This is a genomic window from Variovorax paradoxus EPS, from assembly GCF_000184745.1.
Classification (GTDB): domain Bacteria; phylum Pseudomonadota; class Gammaproteobacteria; order Burkholderiales; family Burkholderiaceae_C; genus Variovorax; species Variovorax paradoxus_C.
The window spans coordinates 3,210,400-3,231,720 of sequence record NC_014931.1 but is presented as its reverse complement, the minus strand read 5'-3'; the positions used below and the strand labels follow the sequence as shown (position 1 = coordinate 3,231,720).

Annotated in this window: 19 protein-coding genes; 9 read left to right on the top strand and 10 right to left on the bottom strand. The window is 68.5% G+C overall.

Annotation, left to right across the window (positions count from 1 at the left end):
• Positions 1-14 precede the first annotated feature (14 nt).
• Genes VARPA_RS14970 through VARPA_RS14960 form a run of 3 tightly spaced genes read right to left on the bottom strand, consistent with a single transcriptional unit; the run spans position 15 to position 2,240 of the window.
• Positions 15-791, bottom strand: a complete 777-nt coding sequence (locus tag VARPA_RS14970) for an alpha/beta hydrolase family protein (RefSeq protein ID WP_013541416.1) — start codon at positions 789-791, stop codon at positions 15-17.
• Entirely contained in the window at positions 775-1,971 is a 1,197-nt protein-coding gene (locus VARPA_RS14965) for a DUF3182 family protein (RefSeq protein WP_013541415.1), read from the bottom strand. Before VARPA_RS14965 ends, VARPA_RS14970 begins: the two co-directional genes overlap by 17 nt.
• A gap of 32 nt (positions 1,972-2,003) precedes the next feature.
• Positions 2,004-2,240, bottom strand: coding sequence for a hypothetical protein (locus tag VARPA_RS14960; protein WP_013541414.1), 237 nt, complete (start codon positions 2,238-2,240; stop codon positions 2,004-2,006).
• 278 nt (positions 2,241-2,518) lie between these two features.
• Here VARPA_RS14960 and VARPA_RS14955 point away from each other — a divergent pair, with 278 nt between their 5' ends.
• A complete protein-coding gene (locus tag VARPA_RS14955) occupies positions 2,519-2,749 on the top strand; it encodes a hypothetical protein (RefSeq protein ID WP_041943608.1) in 231 nt (76 codons plus the stop codon).
• Between the two features lie 13 nt (positions 2,750-2,762).
• Here VARPA_RS14955 and VARPA_RS14950 read toward each other — a convergent pair whose 3' ends face one another.
• From VARPA_RS14950 to VARPA_RS14940, 3 genes are read right to left on the bottom strand one after another with little or no spacing between them, the layout of a single operon-like run.
• Positions 2,763-3,863: an ATP-dependent DNA ligase gene (locus tag VARPA_RS14950; protein ID WP_013541412.1), complete on the bottom strand. Its 1,101-nt coding sequence runs from the start codon at positions 3,861-3,863 to the stop codon at positions 2,763-2,765.
• Between the two features lie 11 nt (positions 3,864-3,874).
• The gene (locus tag VARPA_RS14945) at positions 3,875-4,141 is read right to left on the bottom strand and encodes a hypothetical protein (protein ID WP_013541411.1); all 267 of its coding nucleotides are present in this window, start codon (positions 4,139-4,141) and stop codon (positions 3,875-3,877) included.
• Complete coding sequence (locus VARPA_RS14940) at positions 4,138-4,416, bottom strand: hypothetical protein (protein WP_013541410.1); 279 nt, start codon at positions 4,414-4,416, stop codon at positions 4,138-4,140. Before VARPA_RS14940 ends, VARPA_RS14945 begins: the two co-directional genes overlap by 4 nt.
• 282 nt (positions 4,417-4,698) lie before the next feature.
• Here VARPA_RS14940 and VARPA_RS14935 point away from each other — a divergent pair, with 282 nt between their 5' ends.
• Positions 4,699-5,331: a response regulator transcription factor gene (locus tag VARPA_RS14935; RefSeq protein WP_013541409.1), complete on the top strand. Its 633-nt coding sequence runs from the start codon at positions 4,699-4,701 to the stop codon at positions 5,329-5,331.
• A 37-nt stretch (positions 5,332-5,368) separates the two neighbouring features.
• The gene (locus VARPA_RS14930) at positions 5,369-6,649 is read left to right on the top strand and encodes a phospholipase D-like domain-containing protein (protein ID WP_013541408.1); all 1,281 of its coding nucleotides are present in this window, start codon (positions 5,369-5,371) and stop codon (positions 6,647-6,649) included.
• 62 nt (positions 6,650-6,711) lie between these two features.
• Here the strand turns inward: VARPA_RS14930 and VARPA_RS14925 are convergent, their stop codons facing one another.
• Positions 6,712-7,692: a ferritin-like domain-containing protein gene (locus VARPA_RS14925; RefSeq protein WP_013541407.1), complete on the bottom strand. Its 981-nt coding sequence runs from the start codon at positions 7,690-7,692 to the stop codon at positions 6,712-6,714.
• A 135-nt stretch (positions 7,693-7,827) separates the two neighbouring features.
• Positions 7,828-10,476 (bottom strand): excinuclease ABC subunit UvrA, encoded by a 2,649-nt coding sequence (locus tag VARPA_RS14920; protein WP_013541406.1) that lies wholly within the window; start codon positions 10,474-10,476, stop codon positions 7,828-7,830.
• Between the two features lie 144 nt (positions 10,477-10,620).
• Between VARPA_RS14920 and VARPA_RS14915 the strand changes: the two genes are divergently transcribed.
• Complete coding sequence (locus VARPA_RS14915) at positions 10,621-11,805, top strand: amylo-alpha-1,6-glucosidase (RefSeq protein ID WP_013541405.1); 1,185 nt, start codon at positions 10,621-10,623, stop codon at positions 11,803-11,805.
• A gap of 3 nt (positions 11,806-11,808) precedes the next feature.
• On the opposite strand, the gene VARPA_RS14910 is transcribed toward VARPA_RS14915, so the two are convergent.
• Positions 11,809-13,170, bottom strand: a complete 1,362-nt coding sequence (locus VARPA_RS14910; protein ID WP_013541404.1) for a homoserine dehydrogenase — start codon at positions 13,168-13,170, stop codon at positions 11,809-11,811.
• Between the two features lie 310 nt (positions 13,171-13,480).
• On the opposite strand from VARPA_RS14910, the gene VARPA_RS14905 reads away from it, so the two are divergent.
• The 5 genes from VARPA_RS14905 (at position 13,481) to VARPA_RS14885 (ending at position 20,045) form a co-directional block, all read left to right on the top strand.
• Positions 13,481-16,180, top strand: coding sequence for a bifunctional acetate--CoA ligase family protein/GNAT family N-acetyltransferase (locus VARPA_RS14905; protein ID WP_013541403.1), 2,700 nt, complete (start codon positions 13,481-13,483; stop codon positions 16,178-16,180).
• Between the two features lie 126 nt (positions 16,181-16,306).
• Positions 16,307-17,347, top strand: coding sequence for a DUF4105 domain-containing protein (locus VARPA_RS14900; protein ID WP_013541402.1), 1,041 nt, complete (start codon positions 16,307-16,309; stop codon positions 17,345-17,347).
• A complete protein-coding gene (locus tag VARPA_RS14895) occupies positions 17,344-19,347 on the top strand; it encodes an esterase/lipase family protein (RefSeq protein WP_013541401.1) in 2,004 nt (667 codons plus the stop codon). The genes VARPA_RS14900 and VARPA_RS14895 overlap by 4 nt, the downstream gene beginning before the upstream one ends.
• A gap of 29 nt (positions 19,348-19,376) precedes the next feature.
• Entirely contained in the window at positions 19,377-19,769 is a 393-nt protein-coding gene (locus tag VARPA_RS14890) for a hypothetical protein (RefSeq protein ID WP_013541400.1), read from the top strand.
• Between the two features lie 30 nt (positions 19,770-19,799).
• A complete protein-coding gene (locus VARPA_RS14885) occupies positions 19,800-20,045 on the top strand; it encodes a hypothetical protein (protein WP_013541399.1) in 246 nt (81 codons plus the stop codon).
• On the opposite strand, the gene VARPA_RS14880 is transcribed toward VARPA_RS14885, so the two are convergent.
• The gene (locus VARPA_RS14880) at positions 20,029-21,219 is read right to left on the bottom strand and encodes a YeeE/YedE family protein (protein ID WP_013541398.1); all 1,191 of its coding nucleotides are present in this window, start codon (positions 21,217-21,219) and stop codon (positions 20,029-20,031) included. The two genes, VARPA_RS14885 and VARPA_RS14880, sit on opposite strands and share 17 nt — an antisense overlap.
• Positions 21,220-21,321 lie beyond the last annotated feature (102 nt).

The window sequence follows — 21,321 nt, the reverse complement described above, 5'->3', positions numbered from 1 at the left end:
CACTCACACCCCGCTCACGCCGGACTCTTCGACACCGGCTTCGTGATCGTCGCCGTGGCCTTGGCGCCGAGCGTCATCTCGGTGATCCACGACACCAGCAGGGAACCGTAGGCCTGTCGCGATTCCTGCTTCGACAGCGCGTGGTCGGCGCCCGACAGCACGCGGTACGTGACCGAGCGCACGCGCTTGAAGGCGGCCAGGTAGTTCTCGACCACCGGGTGCGGCACGGTCTGGTCGTCTTCCGACTCGACGATCAGCACGTCGCCCGTGAACCGGGAGCAGGCCGCGAGCGCCCGGTTGTCGGCGGGGCCGACCAGCGAGCGACGGTAGGTCACCAGGTCGGAGCGGCTCAGCTTGCCCTTGGGCGTGTCCCACTCGCGGTCGCGGTACAGCGCCGGTGCGCGCAGCGCGAGCCAGCGCACCGGCCGCATCGCGCTCACCAGCGCGGCGAGGTAGCCGCCGTAGCTGCTGCCGACGATGGCAATGGATGCCGGGTCGACGGTCGGGTGGCCGACCAGTGCGTCGTAGGCGGCGAGCACGTCGCGCAGGTTGTCCTCGCGCGTCACTTCCATCCGCTGCGCGGCATGGCGGGCGTGGCCGCGCAGGTCGAAGGTGAGGCACACGCAGCCCAGTGCGGCGATCTCCTGCGCCCGTTTCATGTACTGCTCCTGGCTCCCGTCCCACCCGTGCACCAGCAGCACGCCGGGCACGGTCGTCGAGGCGGCGAAGAGCGTGCCTTCGATGTGCTGGCCGTCCACGGCGATATCGATGGCGCTATGGCGAGTCGGCATGAAGGTTCAAGAGGGTGTATTTGGCGAGCGGTCCGACCTGCGGATCGACGCCCTGGTAGGAAACGATGGCGTGCGCAGGCACCGTGGCCGGCCCGTACACCTCGAAGGTCGATGCGCGAACGCGCTCGCGGGCCGGGTCCGCATGGAACGATTCGAGCGCCGCGATCTCGGCGCCCGTGGCGCCGCCCACCCGCCACGACTGTTCCAGCACGCCCGAGCGCCACGCGCCGCCGTGCCCGGTGCCTTGGGCCACGTCGTAGTTCGTGCGCGAGGCGAAGAAGCCCGGGTAGCAATCGATCACGGCGCGGTGGTAGCGCCGGGCCTGGTCGATCGCGTGGCGAAGCGGCGGTGCGAGGTCGGCGGTGGCGAGCAGCGCTTCGAAGTCGCCGCGCACCAGCGTGAGATCGGAGCCGCCGTAAACCTCTTCTCCCGCGTTGTCGCGCGCCAGGCGCTGCTGGCCGTAGTAGCTCACGACCATGCGCGCCACGATCACCTGCCCGACGCTGTAGGTGACGGGGCGCTCCAGGTTCTCTTCGATCACCACGCCGTGGCTGGCGATGTCGGCCTCGTCCATGGCATCGATGCAGCGGTCCAGCGCATCGGCGCTGTGCGCCACGACCTGGCCCCGGCCGCCGGTCGCGGTCACCGGCTTGATGCGCACCACGCCCGCGCCGAGCAGCGTGCGCCCTGCCCGGCGCGCCTCCGCACGCGAGAAGCACGAGAACCCTGCCAGCGCCGAACCGGCGATCTCGGGGGCGAAGCGTGGGTTCCACCCGGCCGGTTGCGGCGCACCGGCCCCGGCCACCGGATGGGTGATGGCCTTGGTGGCGATGAACGGGTGCGGCACCACGCCGCCGAACAGGTCGTGCACACCGGCAATGCCCATCGCTTGCGCGAGGCCGGCGTCCGTCACCGTGTTGCTGGGCACGAAGTACGGCGCCGTTGCATAGGGCTGCCGCTCGTCGTAGTCACCGGCGTAGGTGCAGCCCGTGAGCACAGCGAGCCGCCGCGCAAATTCGCTGCGGGTGGCGTGCTCATGCGCGCTGCAGTAGGCCGCCGGATCGAGGTTCCATGTCACGAGGCTGCGCGGCTGGGGCTGCGGCTGCAACTGTGATTGCAACTGCGACTGAGGGGCGGGAGACGCCGTTGCGGCGGGCCGGGGTCGGAGGGCCGTCTTCATGGTGGCGGTGGTGGTCGATGGTTGCCGTGCCGTCAGCGCTGGTGTGCCTTGTTCTTGTCCGCGTCCTTGTCCTTCTCCGCCGAAGGCAGCTTCACCTTGGTGACGGTGACGGACACCGGATCGCTCGCGGGAAAGGACTCCTCCACCCCGCTGTCCAGCGCTTCCTCGCTGGCGGGCTGCTCGACGGGTTTTTCTTGCTCGGCCGGCTTGCCATGGTTCTCCGACGTGGGAAAGGGAAATGGCTTCTGCTCTTTCGGTTCCTTGGTCATGGTGCGCTCCTGGCAATGTGGGCCCCTCCTCGAAGAAGGAAGGCGCCCGGCCATGGTGCTGTCCCGTTCGGGAGGTGCGCGGTCGGAAGGCGCTGCGCCTCTGCGTGGGAACAGTCCCGCGCGGCGGGGCTGCGAAGCCCGCGGCGCATCTTCAGGGCTTCGACGCTCGAGGGGCTCTCATCGCGCGGCCGCATGCTTGACGCTGAGGGCATTGCCCTCGCCTCTCACGCGGTGCCGTCCCACGCGCACGCTGGATGGCCGCGGCAAACATCGGCGCCATGTCATCCAACCCCACACAGATCAGTGCGCGCATCGTCGCGCCCGTCGAGTTCCGTGCCGGCGACGGCCCGCTGCTGGAGATTCGCGAAGGCGAATGCCAGGTCATCGTGGAAGGCGACAGCGCCGTGCTGACCTGGACCGAAGACGGCCAGCCGCTCACGGCCGCCATTCCCAAGATCGAGTTCGACCGGTTCATCGAGTCGGGCGCGATCGTCCTCGGTGTGAGTTGAGGGGCGCGGTGCTTCAAGCCGAAGCCGAGCGCGTGCGCTCGGCCGCGAACACCCGCGCCAGTTCGTAGGGCGGCGTGACCTCGCATTGCGCGTAGGTGCAGGCGGCCGGCGGCTTGTCGGGCCGCCACCGCACGAAGATGGCGCCGTGGCGAAAGCGGTCGCCCTGCAGATGGTCGTAGCGCACCTCGCACACACGCTCGGGACGCAGCGGCACCCACGAGAGATCCTTGCCGGAATTCCATCGCGTCCGCGCGCCGGGTGCACGCTGGCGGGCCTGAAGTGCCGCGGTGGCCGCGTCGTCGGAGCCTATCCAGGGATGGCCGCGGCCAGCGTTGCGCATGAGCGGCGCGAGCTCCCGCGCCAGTGAGCGGCGCGTGGCCATGTCGAACGACGACGTGGCCCCCACATGCTGCAGCACGCCCTGCGCGTCCCACAGCCCGAGCAGCAGCGAGCCGACCGCGTCGTCGCCGGACTTGTGCCACCGCAAGCCGGCCAGCACGCAGTCGGCCGTACGCACGTGCTTCACCTTGAACATGGCGCGCTCGCCCGGCAGGTAGGCGCCGTCGGCGCGCTTGGCAACCACGCCATCGAGGCCCGCGCCCTCGAAGTGGTCGAGCCATTGCAGGGCGACCGCGCGGCTTTCGGTCATCGGCGTGAGGTGGATCGGCGGGCCGACGTCGGCCATGAACGCTTCCAGAAGCATCCGCCGCTCGCTCTGGCTGCGGTGCTGGAGGTCCCGGCCTTCGAGCGCCAGCAGGTCGAAGGCCACGAACGACGCCGGCGTTTCGCTCGCGAGGCGCTCGACGCGGGAAGCCGCCGGATGCACGCGCTGCAGCAAGGCATCGAAGTCGAGCCCGGCCGCGCCGGCAATGACGATCTCGCCGTCCAGCACGCAGCGCGCCGGCAAGCCGTCATACAAGGCCGCATGCAGTTCGGGGAAATAGCGGTCCAGCGGCTTGAGGTCGCGGCTCTGGATGCGCACGCCCGCCGCGTCGCGGAACACGATGGCGCGAAAGCCGTCCCATTTGGGCTCGTAGAGAAATTCGCCTTCGGGCGGCACCTCCTCGGCGATCTTCGCGAGCATCGGCTCGACCGGAGCGATCTGCGTGGCCACGCGCTTGCGCCTCAGGAAGCGGGCGCGGGTGGCGGATTTTCCTCGTTGGTCTCGCTGTCCAGGTCCTCGTGCAGATGGAAGGCGTCCGAATCGTCCTTCTTGCTCGCTGCCACGTCCTTGCGCTTCTCGGCGAAACGTTCATGCGGCTGGGGCCCGGTGCGCTCGCCTTCCTTGTCGGGCGCCACGAAGCGCTCGCCGCCGCCGATGTTGTCGACCGTGCCGTCCGTGGTCGGACGGGAGCCGTCGCCGCTGTTGAGGGGGGAAGTGCCTTGTGTCATGACCGCCCCTTTCGGTTGGCGGGATCGCTGGGTGCATTGGTGCCCGAGAGCTGCTCGGCCGGCGGGCCGACCTTGCCGCTGTCGCCTCCGGCGGCGTGCGTGGTGCCGCCGTCGCGTGTCTTGCCGCGGCCCGAATAGATTTCGTCGTCGTCGAAATTCAGCGGGGCGCTGCCGGATGTTCCGCCGCGCTCGAGCTTGCCGCGCGAAGGCGGGTTGTCGTCGTGCGGGCCGATGGGATCGGTATCGGATTGGGTTCTGGTGGTGATGGATGCCATGGTTCGGGTCCTTCGGAAAATTCCTTCGCGGTTCGCAAAAGAGCCTTCATGCTTTTGCAGCATCCGGGACCGCCCTGTCGGCGTGGCGGGACATGCGCTGTAGGCGCAGTGCCACGAATCGGCGCCAGGCCGCGTCTTCATGGCGGACTGAACGGCATTCCCGTGCAGGACAAGCGCTCGACCTGCATGCGCCGTCGTGAAACGACGCACTGTTGTGGCATTGTTCCCCCGCCGCGACAGACGCGGCCATTTTTGTGTTCACGCGGAAGGAGCAGCCCCATCATGATCAAGATCGGCATCGTCGACGACCACGCGGTCGTGCGTTCAGGCCTCAAGGCTTTCTTCTCTACCTTCGTGGATTTCCGGGTGGTCGGCGAAGCCGCCACCGGCCGCGAGGCGATCGACATGGTCCGCACCACGGACATGGACGTGCTGGTGATGGACCTTTCCATGCCCGGCCAAAGCGGCATCGATGCACTCGCCATGGTGCGCGCCAAGGCGCCGCAACTGGGCGTGCTCATCCTGAGCGGCTACCCGGAGGAGCACTACGCGGTCAACCTGATCCGCCAGGGCGCATCGGGCTACCTCAACAAGGAATGTGAGCCCGAGGAAATCGCCAACGCCATCCGCACCGTCGCGCTGGGACGCCGCTACATCTCGGCCTCGGTGGCCGAGCTGCTGGCCGGCCAGCTGGAACGCAAGGACAGCGAGCCGCCGCACAAGCACCTGTCGGAGCGCGAGTTCCAGGTGTTCCTGAAGCTCGCCAAGGGCGAATCGGTGGGCAGCATCGGCGAGGCGCTGTCGCTGTCGGTCAAGACCATCAGCACCTACCGCACGCGGCTCATGGAGAAGATGAATCTCTCCACGAACAGCGACCTCACCTACTACGCCATCAAGACGCAGTTGATCGATTGAGCGCGCAGCGCCTCCGGGGCAGTTGGACTGACGTGACGTGAGGCACCGCAGGACGCTCAAGGCGGTCGTCTGGACCTTCCTCTTGACCGTGGCGGCCACGCTGCTGGTGGTCAATTTGGGCGGCAGCGAGAAGAAGCTGGACGAGCAGATCCGCCGCGAGTATTCGCTGCACGACGCGCAGTACCAGCGCGTGCTGGGCGTGATGCTCGGCCCGCCGATCGCCGGCGGCAACCGCTTCGAGGCGCTCTACAACGGCGACCGCATCTTTCCGCCGATGCTCACGGCCATCCGCGGCGCGAAGGAGAGCATCACCTTCGAGACCTACATCTACTGGTCGGGCGACATCGGCCGTGCGTTCGCCGATGCGCTGTCGGAGCGTGCGCGGGCCGGCGTGCCGGTGCATGTGCTGCTCGACTGGGTGGGCAGTGCCAAGGTGGACGACGACTTCATCAAGGAAATGGAATCGGCGGGCGTGCAGATCCGCCGCTTCCACAAGCCGAGCTGGTACGACATCGGCCGCATGAACAACCGCACGCACCGCAAGCTCCTGGTGGTGGACGGGCGCATCGGCTTCACCGGCGGCGTGGGCATTGCGCCCGAATGGACCGGCCATGCGCAGGACGCGAAGCACTGGCGCGACTCGCACTACAAGGTCGAAGGGCCGGTGGTGGCGCAGATGCAGGCGGTGTTCATGGACAACTGGATCAAGGTGTCGGGCGATGTGCTGCACGGCGAACGCTACTTCCCCCGCCTTGCGCCCGTGGGCGATGGCCGCGCCCAGGTGTTCAGCAGTTCGCCCTCGGGCGGCAGCGAAAGCATGCACCTGATGTACCTGCTGTCGATCGCGGCGGCGACCAAGACCATCGATCTGTCGAGCGCGTACTTCGTGCCCGACGACCTGACCGTTGGCGCGCTGGTGGCGGCCATGCGGCGCGGCGTGCGGCTGCGCATCATCACGCCGGGACCAATCATCGATTCGCAGACGGTGCGCGCCGCATCGCGTGCGAGCTGGGGGCCCTTGCTCGAGGCCGGTGCGGAAATCAGCGAATACCAGCCGACGATGTTTCACTGCAAGGTGTTCATGGTCGACGGGCTGCTGGTGTCGGTGGGCTCCACCAACTTCGACAACCGCTCGTTCCGGCTGAACGACGAAGCCAACCTCAACATCTACGACGAGGCCTTCGCGGCCGCCGAGACCGTGCAGTTCGAGGCCGACCTCGCGCAATCCAGGCGCATCACCTTCGAAGACTGGAAGAACCGCCCCCTGCACGAGAAGGCGATGGAGCATCTGGCCTCGGTGCTCTCGGTTCAGCTCTGAAAAAAAGCGCGGCCCGAAGGCCGCGCTTGTTGTGGGTTGCAATGTGCGGGTTGCGACGCGGATCAGCTGCGCGCCTTGGCCGCGCGTGCCGCATTGCGCAGGTCGCGGATCTGGTCATGGTTGCGCTGCGCACCCTGCGCCTGTGCCTGCAGGATCTGGCGCACGCCCGCAGGCAGCGCGCGCTTCAGGGCCTTGCGGTAGCGGGCCACCGCCGCGTCTTCGCCGCGCTCGCATTCCTCCAGGATCGACAGCTCGCTGTTCGCACCCACGGCACCCTTCACATGGACCCAGCCGCGATGCATGGCGCCCGAGGCGGTGCCGCCTTCCGCGGGCTTGCCGCCGTAGGTGATGACCAGTTCCACCAGCTGGCTCGCCGCCGCCTGGCACTGCGCGGCGCGCGAGGCGAAGACCTCCTTCAAGCGGCCGGCTTCCACCTCTTCGGCGCAGGTGCGGAAACCGTATTCGCCGTCTCGCGTGTTCTCGAGCAGGTCGTTCAGAACATCGACGACTTCTTCGTTCGACAGCGGCTCGCCTTCGGGAATGGCTGTGTCTTCCTCGCGGAAATACAGGCGGTCGGCACGTTCCCATGCGGCGTGCGAAGCCGGGCGAGCGCGCTCCCAGTCGAGCGACGAAGTGCCGCGGCGCGTTTCCCACTCGCGCGCGAGCGAGGGTTCGACCGAGGCGAACTCATCGACCGCTGCATTGCGGCTGGACCAGCCCAGCTCGTAGGCCGGACCGTAGTCGTCGTAGGTGCGGCCGGTCTCGTAGTACGGCTCGCGGTCGTAGGCGTTCTCCCAGTAGCTGCGCTCGGCGGTCGGGTTCACGCGCTCAGCCACGGCCTTGCCGCCGAGTCCGCCGACCACCGCGCCGACGACAAGGCCCGCCGCAGCGCCCACCGGGCCGCCGGCCGCGCCGACCGCGGCACCCGCCACGGCACCGCCCGTGGCGCCGACGCCGGTGCCGACGGGATGCGCGCCGGGCGCGCCGGAGATGGGATCGCGGTTGAGATCGTCAGGATGCAGGGATGTGCGGTCTTTTGCCATGGTGGCTCCTTGAATGAGGGTGGAAAGAAAGTCGATCGACTCTCGATCGAACAGACTTCATCCTGCAGGTCGAGGCACGCGCCATCGTGGGGCTTGGGCCCGGCTGCTTGTAGGCGCAGTCGGGCCTCGCGCGGATCAACGCGCGGCTTCCCCGCCCGGTGCCGTCCAGCGCGCGAGGTAAGGCGCGGTCCGGCTCCCCGCGGCCTTCGCCACCGCATGCGGCGTACCGCTCGCCACCACCTGCCCACCCTCCTTGCCCGCGCCCGGCCCCATATCGATCACCCAGTCGCAGGCGGAGACCAGCCGCATCTCGTGCTCGACGACGATGACGGTGTTGCCGGCTTCCACCAGGCCGCCGAGCTGCGCCATCAGCTTGTCCACGTCGGATGGATGCAGGCCCGTGGTCGGCTCGTCCAGCACGTAGAGCGCATCGCCGCGCTGCGCGCGCTGCAGCTCGGTGGCGAGCTTGATGCGCTGCGCCTCCCCGCCCGACAGCTCGGTCGCGGGCTGCCCGAGGCGCAGGTAGCCCAGCCCGATGGCTTTCAGCAGCCGCAGCGGCCGTTCGATGGCGCCGTCGTCTTCGAAGAAGGCATGCGCCTCCTCCACCGTCATGGCCAGCACATCGGCGATGGTGCGCTCGCGCAGCGTCACCTTCAGCGTCTGTTCGTTGAAGCGCGATCCGTGGCAGGTGGGACACGGCGCGTACACGCTGGGCATGAAGAGCAGCTCGACGCTCACGAAGCCCTCGCCCTCGCAGGTCGGGCAGCGGCCCTTGGCCACGTTGAAAGAGAACCGGCCGGCATCGAAGCGACGCGCGCGGGCCGCCCTGGTGTCGGCAAAGCGCTTGCGCACATGGTCGAACAGCCCGGTGTAGGTCGCCAGGTTGGAACGCGGGGTGCGCCCGATGGGCTTCTGGTCCACGCGCACCAGCCGGCGAATGCGTTCCATGCCGCCGGCGATGCGGCCGCCGGTGCGGCCCGCGAGGCGGGGCTGCGCATCGGGCTCGTCGTCGGTTTCGCCATTGGCCGGCGGCGCCTCGTGGCCCAGGTGCGCGGCCACCAGTTCGACCAGCGCCTGGCTCACCAGACTGGACTTGCCCGAGCCCGAGACACCGGTCACCGCCGTCATCACCCCGAGCGGAAACGCCACCGACAGGCCCTGCAGGTTGTTGCGCGTGACGTCTTCCAGCGCGAGCCAGGCAGCCGGCGCGCGCACGATCCGCGAAGTCGCCGTGTGCGGTGCGAACAGGTAGCGCGCGGTGCGCGACGCCTTCACATGCCGCAGCCCCTCGGGCGGGCCGCTGTAGAGGACAACGCCGCCCTTCTCGCCCGCATCGGGCCCCACGTCCACCAGCCAGTCGGCGCGCCGCATCAGGTCGAGATCGTGCTCCACCACGAAGAGCGAATTGCCCGAGCGCTTGAGTGTGTCGAGCGCCACAACCAGCGCTTCGCCGTCCGCGGGATGCAGCCCGGCCGAGGGTTCGTCCAGCACGTAGACCACGCCGAAGAGGTTCGAGCGAATCTGCGTCGCCAGGCGCAGGCGCTGCAGTTCGCCGGGAGACAGCGTGGGCGTGCTGCGGTCCAGCGAGAGGTAGCCCAGGCCCAGGTCGTTCAGCACCGTGACGCGCTCCAGCAGGTCGTGAGCGATGCGTTGCGCGGCGATGCGCTTTTCCGCCGATTGATTGGGCGTGCGGCGCACGTCGGGCGCCGCTGCGTGCGCGCCGCCTTTTTCGCGCAAGGCGCTGCGGCTCGCTTCACGGCTGGGCGATGCGGGCGCCTCGCCCGCCGCCACCGGCCGCAGAACCTCGGCGAACTGGGCGAGCGGCATGCGCGCGATCTCGCCGATGTCGTGCCCCGCGAAACGCACCGACAAGGCCTCGGGCTTGAGCCGCTTGCCCTTGCAGGCCGGGCAGTCGCCGCCCACCATGAAGCGCGCGACGCGGTTCTTCATGAGCGCGCTCTGCGTGGTCGCGAAGGTGTGCAGCACGTACTTGCGCGCGCCCATGAAGGTGCCCTGGTAGCTCGGCTCCATCTTGCTGCGCAGCGCTGCGCGGGTCTCGGCGGGTGTGAAGCCGGCGTACACGGGCACCGTCGGCTGCTCCTCGGTGAAGAGGATCCAGTCGCGCGTTTTCTTCGGCAGCTCGCGCCACGGCTTGTCGACGTCGATGCCCATCGTGACGAGGATATCGCGCAGGTTCTGGCCGTGCCAGGCGGGCGGCCACGAGGCGATAGCGCGCTCGCGGATGCTGAGGGTGTCGTCGGGCACCATCGAGCGCTCGGTCACCTCAAAGACACGGCCCAGGCCATGGCACGTCGGGCATGCACCCTGCGGCGTATTCGGCGAGAAGTCTTCCGCATAGAGCATCGGCTGGCGCGGCGGATAGTCGCCGGCGCGCGAATAGAGCATGCGCAGCAGGCTCGACAGCGTGGTGACGCTGCCCACCGACGAGCGCGTGCTCGGCGTGCCGCGCTGCTGCTGCAGGGCAACGGCGGGCGGCAGCCCGTCGATGGCATCGACCGCGGGCACGCCCACCTGGTCGATGAGCCGGCGCGCATACGGCGCGACCGATTCGAAGTAGCGCCGCTGCGCCTCGGCGTAAAGCGTGCCGAAGGCCAGCGACGACTTGCCCGAGCCGGAGATGCCGCTGAACACCACGAGCGCGTCGCGCGGGATGTCGACATCGACGTTGCGCAGGTTGTGTTCGCGTGCGCCGCGGACGCGCACGAAGTGGTCGGTGCCGCGGGCCGACGTGCTTGGGGACGTGCGGGCGGATTTGCGCGCCATGGTTTCTTCTTTCTGTCTTCTTGTCTTCTTGTCTTGTGCCTTGCAGGCATCGAGAGCCTGCAGGGTACGACGAGTCAACGCTGTGAGAACCGAACCACCCCGGGCGTCGGACTCCCGCGCGCGGCATCCCCTACGATCGCTGCCATGACGATGCCCGACACCGATTCGCTCGCGCTGATCGACGCCTGCTCGCAGGCCTCGCTCGCGCTCCTCGAAAGCAACCTGACGCCGCACGGCATTCTGGCCGCGAGCCGCACCGAAGCCGCCGTGGCGCGGCGCTACACGCGCATCTTCGGGCGCGATGCGGCGATCTGCGTGATGGCCATGTACGGCAGCGGCGTGCCCGCGCTGGAGCAAGGCGCGGTCGCGAGCCTCGATGCGCTCGCGGCGCAGCAGGCGGCCAACGGACAGATTCCGAAGTACGTCGATCCCGAGGGCCAGGATGCGGACTTCTGGTATCTCGGCTGCATCGACGCCACGCTGTGGTGGCTGATCGCGGTGGACCATGTGCGCCGCCACGGCAAGGTCGGCGCATCCCACTGGGAAGACGGCGTGGGCCGCGCCATCGGCTGGCTGCTCGCGCAGGAGCACCAGCACTTTCGGCTGCTGCAGCAGAACGAGGCGAGCGACTGGGCCGACATCATGCCGCGCTCGGGCTACGTGCTGTACAGCAACGCGCTCTGGTACGACGTCAAGCGCCGCTTCGCGCTCGGCCATGCCGAGGAAACGCGGCACCACTTCAACCACATGTTCAATCCGTTCCAGAGCGACCTGCCCGAATACCACCGGGCGCGTCTGCTGCGGCACTACGCGCGACGCGGGCGGCGCGACCCGGCGCTCTACCTCAGCTTCGTCAACTTCGCGTTCGTCGGCAACGAGGGCGATGTGTTCGGCAACGCACTGGCGATCCAGGCTGGCCTCGCCGAACCCGAGATGGCCGGCCGCATCGTCGACACCATCGCGAGCTCGCGCGCGGCCGATCCGTACCCGGTGCGCGTCGTGCTGCATCCGCTGTCGCGCCAGCACGAGCTGTGGCGGCCCTACATGGGACGCCACCAGCAGAACGACGTGCACCAGTACCACAACGGCGGCATCTGGCCGTTCGTCGGCGGCTTCTGGGTGATGGCGCTCGCCAACGTGGACCGGCACGATCTCGCACACGCCGAACTCGCGCGGCTCGCGCACGTCAATTCGCTCGGCGACTGGCGCTTCACCGAATGGTTCCACGGCAAGACGCTGGCGCCGATGGGCATGGCCGGGCAGAGCTGGAATGCGGCGACCTTCCTGCTTGCCCAACGCGCCCTCCAGGGCCGCGCGGACGCCTGGTAACGCTCAGCCCGCGAGCGCTTCCACCCGCAACGTCGTCACCGCGCCATTCACTGCCGGGTGCGCCTGCAGCGCATGCACGGCAAGATCGATCGCGCTTTGCGCCGCCAGCCCCGTCAGCACCAGCACCTGAGGCCCGGCCTGCGGCCGCTCCGCCGCCAGCACCACCTGCTCCACCGGCAACTGTTGTCCAGCCAGCAAGACCGCAACCGCTTCGATCTGATTAGCCGAATGCACGGGGACGCGCAGGTAATGGGAAGTCCGCACGGCCGCGCGTGGCAACACCGGCAGTTCGCTCATGGCGTGCGCATGGAAGCCCAGGTGCGGCACGCGCTGCGCGGCATGGGTGCCATCGAGGCGCGCCACGTCGACCAGGTCGGCGATCACGGCCGATGCCGTCTGCTCCGAGCCGGCACCCGCGCCGTAGTACATCGTCACGCCCGACGCATCGCCCTTCACCATGACTGCGTTCATCGAGCTGTTCACATGCGCCATGAGATGCGCGGCGGGCACGAGCGCGGGCTGTACGCGCAGTTCGATGCCCTCGTCCAGACGGCGCGCGATGCCCAGCAGCTTGATGCGGTAGCCCAACTGTTCGGCAGAGGCGACATCCTCGCCCTGCAGCGCGGTGATGCCCTCCACCTGCACATCGGCAAAGCGCACCGGCGAGCCGAAGGCATTGGCGGCGAGCAGCGTGAGCTTGTGCGCGGCGTCGATGCCTTCGATGTCGAAGGCCGGGTCGGCCTCGGCATAGCCCAGGGCTTGCGCCTCGGCGAGCGCTGCGGCGAAGTCCAGACCCTCGTCGCGCATCTTGCTCAGGATGAAATTGGTGGTGCCGTTGATGATTCCCGCCACCCACTCGATGCGGTTCGCGGTGAGCCCTTCGCGCAGCGCCTTCACGATGGGGATGCTGACCGCCACCGCGCCTTCGTAGGCCACCGCCACGCCGTGCTGCCGGGCGGCCGCGAAGATCTCGCCGCCGTGCTCCGCCAGCAGCGCCTTGTTGGCCGTGACCACATGCTTGCCGTGCGCGATGGCCGCCAGCACCCAGTCGCGCGCCGGGCCGGTGCCGCCGGCCACTTCGACCAGCACGTCGATGTCGGGGTGCGTGGCGACGTGCATCGGGTCATCGGTCAGCGGGACGCCGTCGCCCACGATGCTGGCCGCCCGCGGCAGATTGCGCGCGGCCACCATCACCACCTCGATCCCGCGCCCTGCCCGGCCGGCAATCTCGGCCTGGTTGCGGGCCAGCACGCGGAAGGTGCCCGAACCCACGGTGCCGATGCCGATCATGCCCACGCGCAGCGGGCGCATGGCCACGGGAACACCGTGAAGGGGCTGAAAGGACAGGACTGGATCGCGGTACATGGGACTTCTCCGAACGAAAGAACAAACAAAAAACCCAGCTGCCAGAGCTGGGTTTTCATTCCTTCGGGGAGAAGAGCGATTGACCAGGTGGCTGCCGGAACGGCCACCTGCGCGTGCTCAGGTGGCCGCGGTGGTAATGGAGGTAATCATTCGTGCACCCATTGCCTGCGGGAATGCAGGCGGCATCATCCGGCCCATGCGGACGGCGGTGGATGCGGTATGGAGTTGGAGGCACGACATGGGAGGCGGAGTGTACAGGAGCCGCGTGGCCGCTGGCGACAGGCCCGGGCTATAGGTGCAAACTTGGCGCATGGACAAGCACTTCCTGACCCCGCTCTTCGCCCCCGCCTCCGCCGTGGCCTTCGTCGGCAACGCCAGTGACCCGGGCGGCCAGACCGCATCGGGCCGCGTGCTGCGCGAAGCCTTCCGTGCCGACCGCTTCGACGGCACGCTGCGCTTTCTCGACGTGCGCACCAAGGGCACGCTCGAGGAACTTTCGCAGACGCATGCCGACCTCGCCCTCATCGCGCTCGCGCCGCAGGACGTGGCCGCAGCCCTGGAGATCGCCGGGCGCATCGGCTGCAAGGCCGCGGTGGTCATCTCCAACGGCATCGCGTCTGAACAGGCGGCCCAGTGGCGCAAGATCGCGCGCCGCGAAGGCGTGCACCTGCTCGGGCCCAACTCGCTGGGCTTCCAACGCCCGCTGCTGCACCTGAACGCCAGCGTCGCAGGGCCGCTGGCCAAGGCCGGGCCGCTCGCGCTGGTATCGCAATCGGGCGCGCTCACCGCCTCGATGCTCGACTGGGCGCGGCAGAACGGCGTCGGTTTTTCCAGTGTGGTGTCGCTGGGCCCGCATACGTCGGTCGACATTCCCCAGGTGCTGGACTTCCTCGCCAACGACCAGGCCACGCACAGCATCATCGTGTACCTCGAAGGCATTTCGGACGCGCGTCGCTTCATGAGCGCGCTGCGTTCGGCCTCGCATGCCAAGCCGGTGGTGGTGCTCAAGGCCGGGCGCAAGCCCGCGGGCAACGCGGCGGCGCAGACGCACAGCGCATCGATCGTCGGCAGCGACGACGTGTTCGATGCCGCACTGCGCCGCGCGGGCGCGGTGCGGGTTCGCTCCTTCGTCGAGCTGTTCTCGGCCGCCAAGTGCCTGGCCTCGCGCTACCGCCCGGTGGGCAAGCGGCTCGCCGTGGTCACCAACGGCGGCGGTCCCGGCGTGCTGGCAGCGGACTGGATCAACGAGATCGGCCTGGACCTCGGCAAGCTCTCCGCACCCGCGCAGAAGCTGCTGCACCCCGCACTGCCGCCGCTCGCCACGCTCACGGACCTGATCGACCTTTCCGAAGACGCCACGCCTGCCCACTACCGCGCTGCCATCGACACTGCCTCGGCCGACAGCCAGGTCGATGGCGTGCTGGCCATCTTTTCTCCCAAGGCCGGCGTCGATGCGGCCGCCACGGCGCGCGCCCTCGCCGACATCCCGCGCCCCATGAACAAGCCACTGCTCGCCTGCTGGATGGGCGACGCCTCCGTCGGCCCTGCGCGCGGCGTGCTGGCCGAGGCCACCATTCCGAGCTTCCGCACGCCCGAGGCGGCCGTCGGCGCCTTCGGCAACATCGCGGCCTTCTATCAAAACCAGCAGTTGCTGCAGCAGACGCCGCCGCCGCTCTCGGCCCTGGCCAAGCCCGACATCGAAGGCGCGCGTCTCATCATCGAAAGCGTGCTGGCCGAACGGCGCAAGGTGCTGACGGAGATGGAGTCGAAGTCGCTGCTGTCGTGCTTCCACATCCCGATCACCCGCACGCTGCTCGCGCGCAGCGCCAACGAGGCCATGATGATCGCGACGCAACTGGGCTTTCCGGTGGCGCTGAAGATCGACTCGCCCGACATCAGCCACAAGTCCGACGTCGAAGGCGTGGCGCTCAACGTGCTGAACGGCACCAGCGCGCGCGACACCTACGTCGAGATGATGGAGCGCGTGGCCCGCCTCGCGCCCGAGGCGCGCATCAACGGCGTGACGGTGCAGAAGATGGTGAAGGCGCGGCGCGGCCGCGAGATCTACGTCGGCCTCGTGACCGACGAGCCCTTCGGCCCGGTCATCGTCTTCGGCGCGGGCGGCACCATGATCGAGCTGATGAACGACCGCGCGATGGAGCTGCCGCCGCTCAACCAGTTTCTCGCGCACCGGCTCATCGAGCGCTCGCGCGTGGCCGAGACGCTGGGCGAATGGCGCGGCGCGAATCCGGTGAACATGGAAGCGCTCGAAGACGTGCTGCTGCGTGTGTCGGAGATGGTGTGCGAGCTGCCCGAGCTGCGCGAGATGGACATCAACCCCATCATCGTGGACGAGCATGGCGCGGTCTCGGTCGATGCGCGCATCGTGGTCGACAGCAGCCCGCAGGCGGTGGCGGGCCACGTGGGCAGCGGCTACCAGCACCTGGCCATCATGCCGTACCCCGCGCGCTACCGGCGCGAGTGGCCGCTGCCCGGCACGGGCGGCGACATCTACACCGTGCGGCCGGTGCATCCGAACGACGCGCAGATGCTGCAGGCGCTGGTGCAGGGCCTCTCGCCCGAGAGCCGCTGGTTCCGTTTCGTCTCGCGCTTCCACGAGCTGCCGCCCTCGATGCTGTCGCGCTTCACGCTGATCGACTACGACCGCGAGATGGCGCTGGTGGCCGTGGTGATGGAGCGCAGCAACGCGCCCGACGGCACGATTCTCGACAGCGAGCGCATCGTGGGCGTGTCGCGCTACGTCACCAACCCCGACCAGACCAGTTGCGAGTTCTCGCTGGTGGTGGCCGACGAGTTCAGCGGCAAGGGCATCGGCTCGCGCCTGCTCGAAAGCATCATCGACGTCGCGCGCGACCGGGGCCTGTCGGAAGTCGACGGCTTGGTGCTCGCCAACAACCCCGACATGCTGAAGCTGGTGCGCCGGCTGGGCTTCACCGTGAAGTCGTTCCCCGAGGACCCCGACTTCAAGCTCGTGACTTACCAGTTGTAGGCTTTGGACAAGGAGCGTTCGAGGGCATTTGAGGGCGTGTTGCTGATGCGCTGTTGATCAGCGAGGGTTCGGATCGGTCTTGGGCAAGCTCTATGCTTCGGTGCCTCCGCAGCTCCCCCCCTCTTCATGATCCGAACCTTGTTGTGTTACTCCGGCCGTCTCGCGGCCTCGCTCGCCGTGCTGCTCTCGGCCGCATGGGCCTGCGCCGCCCTGTGGTACCAACTGCCGGCAACGCCCGCCCTCAAGATCGCGGCCGGCGTGCTCTGGGCCGGCTTCGGCCTCGCGGCGATCGCGCTGCTGTGGCGCGGCAAGGCTGCACGCGCCCTGCTCTCGTATGCCGTGGGTTTCGCGATGGTGCTCGCGTGGTGGGGCACCATCCTGCCCTCGCAAAACCGGGTCTGGGCCGACGACGTGGCGCGGCAGCTCATCGCGCGCGTCGATGGGAACAAGGTCACGATGGAGAACGTGCGCAACTTCGACTGGCGCAGCGACACCGACTACACACCGCGCTGGGAAACCCGCCGCTACGACCTCGACCGCATTCGCTCGGTCGATGTGTCGCTCTCCTACTGGGCCGGCCCGGCCATCGCCCACACGCTCGTGTCCTTCGGCTTCGACGACGGCCAGTTCGTCACCTTCTCCATAGAGATCCGCAAGGAACGCGGCGAGAGCTTCTCTTCCGTCGGCGGCTTCTTCAAGGAGTTCGAAACAAGCCTCGTCGCGGCCGACGAACACGACATCCTGCGCGTGCGCACCAACGTGCGCGGCGAAGACGTCTACATGTACCGCGTGCGCCTGCCGCAATCGGAGATGCGCTCGCTCTTCCTCGGCTACATCGGCGAAGGCGCGGCGCTGGTGCGCGCGCCGAGCTTCTACAACACGATCACCGCCAACTGCACGACCATCGTCTACACGCTGGCCAAGCATGTCGTGCCTGGCCTGCCGATGGACTGGCGGCTGCTGGCCTCGGGCTACCTGCCCGAATACCTCCACGACGTCGGCGCGCTGACGCCTGGCCTTGGCATGGAGGACTTGCGCGCGGCCGGACGTATCACCGAACGTGCGCGCGCATTCGACGCTAACCCCGGCACGGAAAGCTTCTCGCAAGCCATCCGGAACGATCTGCCGGGTGTGGAAATGGCGGTCGATGCCGGGACGAAGCCATGACGGCTTCACGCTTCCTCGCATTGCCAGCCCTGTTGTGCACCGCACTGCTGCTGGCCGGCTGCGCGGGCGTCACGGTCGGCTCGATCTCGCCCTCCGAATACCTCGCACAACGCCGCGGCGACGTGCTCATCACCGGCAAGCTCAGCACCTCGGCGGAGGAGGTGCTGCGCGTGATCGGCTCGGACGCCGACCAGTGCACCGCGAACGGACAGGTCTGCCGCCAGGCGCTGGCCGATTCCACGGGCCTCAGCGACGAACAACGGCTCTCCGCCCTCTCGGAAGTCTGGCTGCAGGTGGCGCTCGCGGCCGGCAAGGCCAGCGGTGCCGCCGTCGGGCCTGCCGCGCCCGAGACCATCGAGGCGTACCTGGAGAGCGCGCGCCATGCCTACGCCTACCTGTTCTTCACCGCGCGCAAGCCACGCGACCGGGCCTTCGAAGATCGTCAGACTCAGGTGCGCGACTACTACAACTACGCGGTGCAGCAGGCGATCACCGGCCTGTTCAGCCGCTACCGCCAGAACGGTCATGCAAGCCAGGACGGGCTGCCGCGCGTGCCGCAGGTGGGCGCCTGGCGCATCGACACCGACCTGTCCGCGCTCGAGTTGCGCCCTGAAGACCCGGTGCCACAGGCGCTGATTCCCGCCGCCTCGCTCACCTTCTCGGGCCTGCGCAACACCTACCGGCGCGACGGCTTCGGCGCCGAACTGGTGGTGGAGACCAACCAGCCGGCGCCCTCGCCCCGCCCCGTAGACAACAAGACCGAGGACAACGCGCCGCCCTACAGCGAAATGCCCTTTCCCGGCCTCACCGCGCTCCTGCGCTTCGAAGGCACGGACCTGCGCCAGGTGCTCGCCACGCACACCGCGCGCATCGTGGTGTTCGACCCCTACCGCACCTCGACCACGCGGCTGGCCGAACAGGACGTTCCGCTCGCCGCGAACTTCACCTCCGGCTACGGTCTCTGGCTCGCCCGCTCTGACTTCGCGCGGCAGGCGCTGCACAGCCTCTTCGGCAGCGCCGACGGACTCACCAAACCGCGCATCTACCTGATGCAACCCTACGACCCGAACCGGCGCACGGTCATCATGCTGCACGGCCTCGCGAGCAGCCCCGAGGCGTGGATCAACGTGGCCAACGAGGTGCTGGGCGACGAAACGCTGCGCCGCAACTACCAGATCTGGCAGGTGTACTACCCGACGAACGCGCCGCTCGCGATCAACAACTTCGCGATCCGGCAGGCCATCACCGAGACGCTCGCGCACTTCGACCCCACGGGCAAGGCCGAGGCCTCGCGCAACATCACGCTGATCGGCCACAGCATGGGCGGCGTGCTCTCGCGCCTTCTGGTGTCTTCGTCGGGCGACAAGCTGTGGGACACGATCCTCGCGAGCTACCCCATGCAGGGTGCGCAGCAGCAGCGCATGGAGCAGCGGCTTGCGCCCTACCTGCGCTTCGAGCCGCTGCCGCAAGTGAGCGACGCGATCTTCATCGCTTCGCCGCACCGCGGTACGCCCTTCGCCAACAACCGCATCGCACGCTGGGTGGCCAACCTCATCACGCTGCCGGTGGCGATGCTGGGGCAGTTGAACGACATCTCCCGCGAGCTGATGCGCATCGCGCCCGGCAAGCAGGACATCGGGCCGCTGCGCATTCCCAACAGCATCGACAACCTGAGCGACCGCGACGCCTTCGTGCAGATGTCCTCGGACCTGCCGATGAACCCGCGCGTGCGCTTCCATTCGATCATCGGCAACGACACGCCCGGTGTCGTGCAGGCGTTGTCGAGCGACGGCATCGTGCCCTACGAGAGCGCCCACCTGGACGGCGCGGCGTCCGAGCTGGTGCTTCGGTCGGCGCACAGCGTGCAGGAGAACCCGCTGGCCATCCTGGAGATACGGCGAATCCTCAGGGAACAACTCCTGCTGACACCACGTTGTCAGGACGCCTCTGCCAAGCTTCCCGGCGTGGGCGCGGCCGAAGGGCGGCCTTGCGCACGATGACTCCCGATGAAGCACGGCAAGGAAAACCAGTGACCCATTCAGCCACCGTTCAAACCTACTCCTCCGCCTGGTCCCAGGCCACCGAACAGGGCATCCGCGAGGCGCTGGCGCTGTGCTGGACGCCCGCCAGCACCTACACCGACCCGATGACCCCGACCGTCACCGGACCCGACGAACTGGCTGCGGTCATCCTCAACCTTCACGCCAGTTCCCCCGGCGCCCTCCTCGTGCAGACCAGCCAGCTGGACATGCACCATGCGGTCGGCCGTTTCCCCTGGCAGCTGAAGTCGCCGACCCGGATCGATTCCGACGGAACGGCGCGCGCCCTGGATGTGGAAGGTCTCGACTATGTCGAGTTCTCGGAAGACGGCAGCCGCATTCTCAAGATCGTCGGCTTTTTCGGTCCGTTGCGGGCAAAGTGACGTCATTCGGGCGTGCGTTAATAGCGCCCCATGGACAACTTGCAAGCACTGCAGTCGCTCGGCATCACCCTGCCGAGCCCGGCCTACATCTTCGGCGCCGTGGTGTTCGGCCTCGCCGGCATCGCGGCCTACCGGTGGGGCAAGCGCTCCGGGCGCCGGCGCAGCAAGTGGCTCGGCGTGGCGCTGATGTTCTATCCCTACGCGGTGCCGTGGACCTGGCTGCTCTACGTCGTCGGCATCGCGCTGTGCGCGGGTGTTTTCATCGACCGCGATTGAGCACCCGCAATCCCGCCCACACCGCAAACAACACGCTCGCACCGAACACCCAGCCCGACAGCGCGCCGGCCATGGTGCCGGAGAGCAGGTTCCCGACCGTGCAGCCGAGCCCGGTCATCGCGCCCCACCCCAACAACACACCGCCGCCGAGGCCGCGCGCGATCTGACCCGCCTTCGGCCATGCGGGCTTGAACTGCCCGCTCGCGAGCGCCGCGGCCAGTGCGCCGGCCACGATGCCGCCGACGAGCAATGCATTGGGCGTTTGCCAGAGGCTCTCGACCAAGGCGGTGACGCAACCGCCGAAGCCATCGAGCCCATCGAGCCGCTGCGGCAGCAGGCCCTGTGCGTTGCCGAGGTCGCGCGCGGCGCTGCCCAGCGCGGCCGTCACGCCCAGCGGACGCAGCCGCAGCACCACGATCACCGCGATCGCACCGACTGCGATGCCGCCCCATCCGTAGGCCCAACGTCCCTGCAACAAGCCGCGCAGCGCCGCGGCGAAGCTGCGAGGTGCTGAAGCCGGCGCCTTGGCTGTGGGCAACCGTCGCCAGAGCACGGCGCTCAGCACGCCGAGCAACGCCAGTTGCAGCACCGCCGACCCCGCATAGCCCAGGTAATGCGGCAACCACACCACCGGCGCGGTGGCGATGGTGGCGCTGTAGAGCCAGTTCCAACTGTTGAAGCCCAGCAGGAACCCACCTGCAGCCCCCAGCAGTGCGAACGGCGCGGTCGGCGAGCCTTCGCCCAGCCGATACCAGTGCGCGCTGATGCACGAGCCCGAAACCACCATGCCCGCGCCGAAGGCCAAGCCGGCGAGCACCAGCGCCCAACTGACCGGACCGATGTGCGCATCGGGCGGCAGGCGCCCCGCTTGCGGCACCGGCAGCCAGCCCGTCATGACGACATGCATGCCCACCGTGCCGACCGCGAGCGCGGCCACGATGGCGAGCAGCCCGCGCGCATCGCCGCCTTCGAAATAGTCGCGCGCATGGCAATAGAAGCAGAAGCGCGAACGCTGCAGCACCACGCCGAGCACCGCGCCCAGCCCGAGCGCGAATGCGAGCGCCCGGCCACCGCTGCGTTCGCCGAGCAGGTGCACGCCGGCGGCGATCAGCAGCAGCGTCGCGGTTGCAGCAACGAGGCCGGTGCGGGAAAGTGAAAGCGATGAAGTAGTCATGTCCGTTCCGGCAGATCCATAAAAAGTCCATAAAAAAAGCGAGCCCGAGGGCTCGCTCAAAAGTCGTCCGTCAAGTTGCGATGAAGGCAACCCGACTCCGAC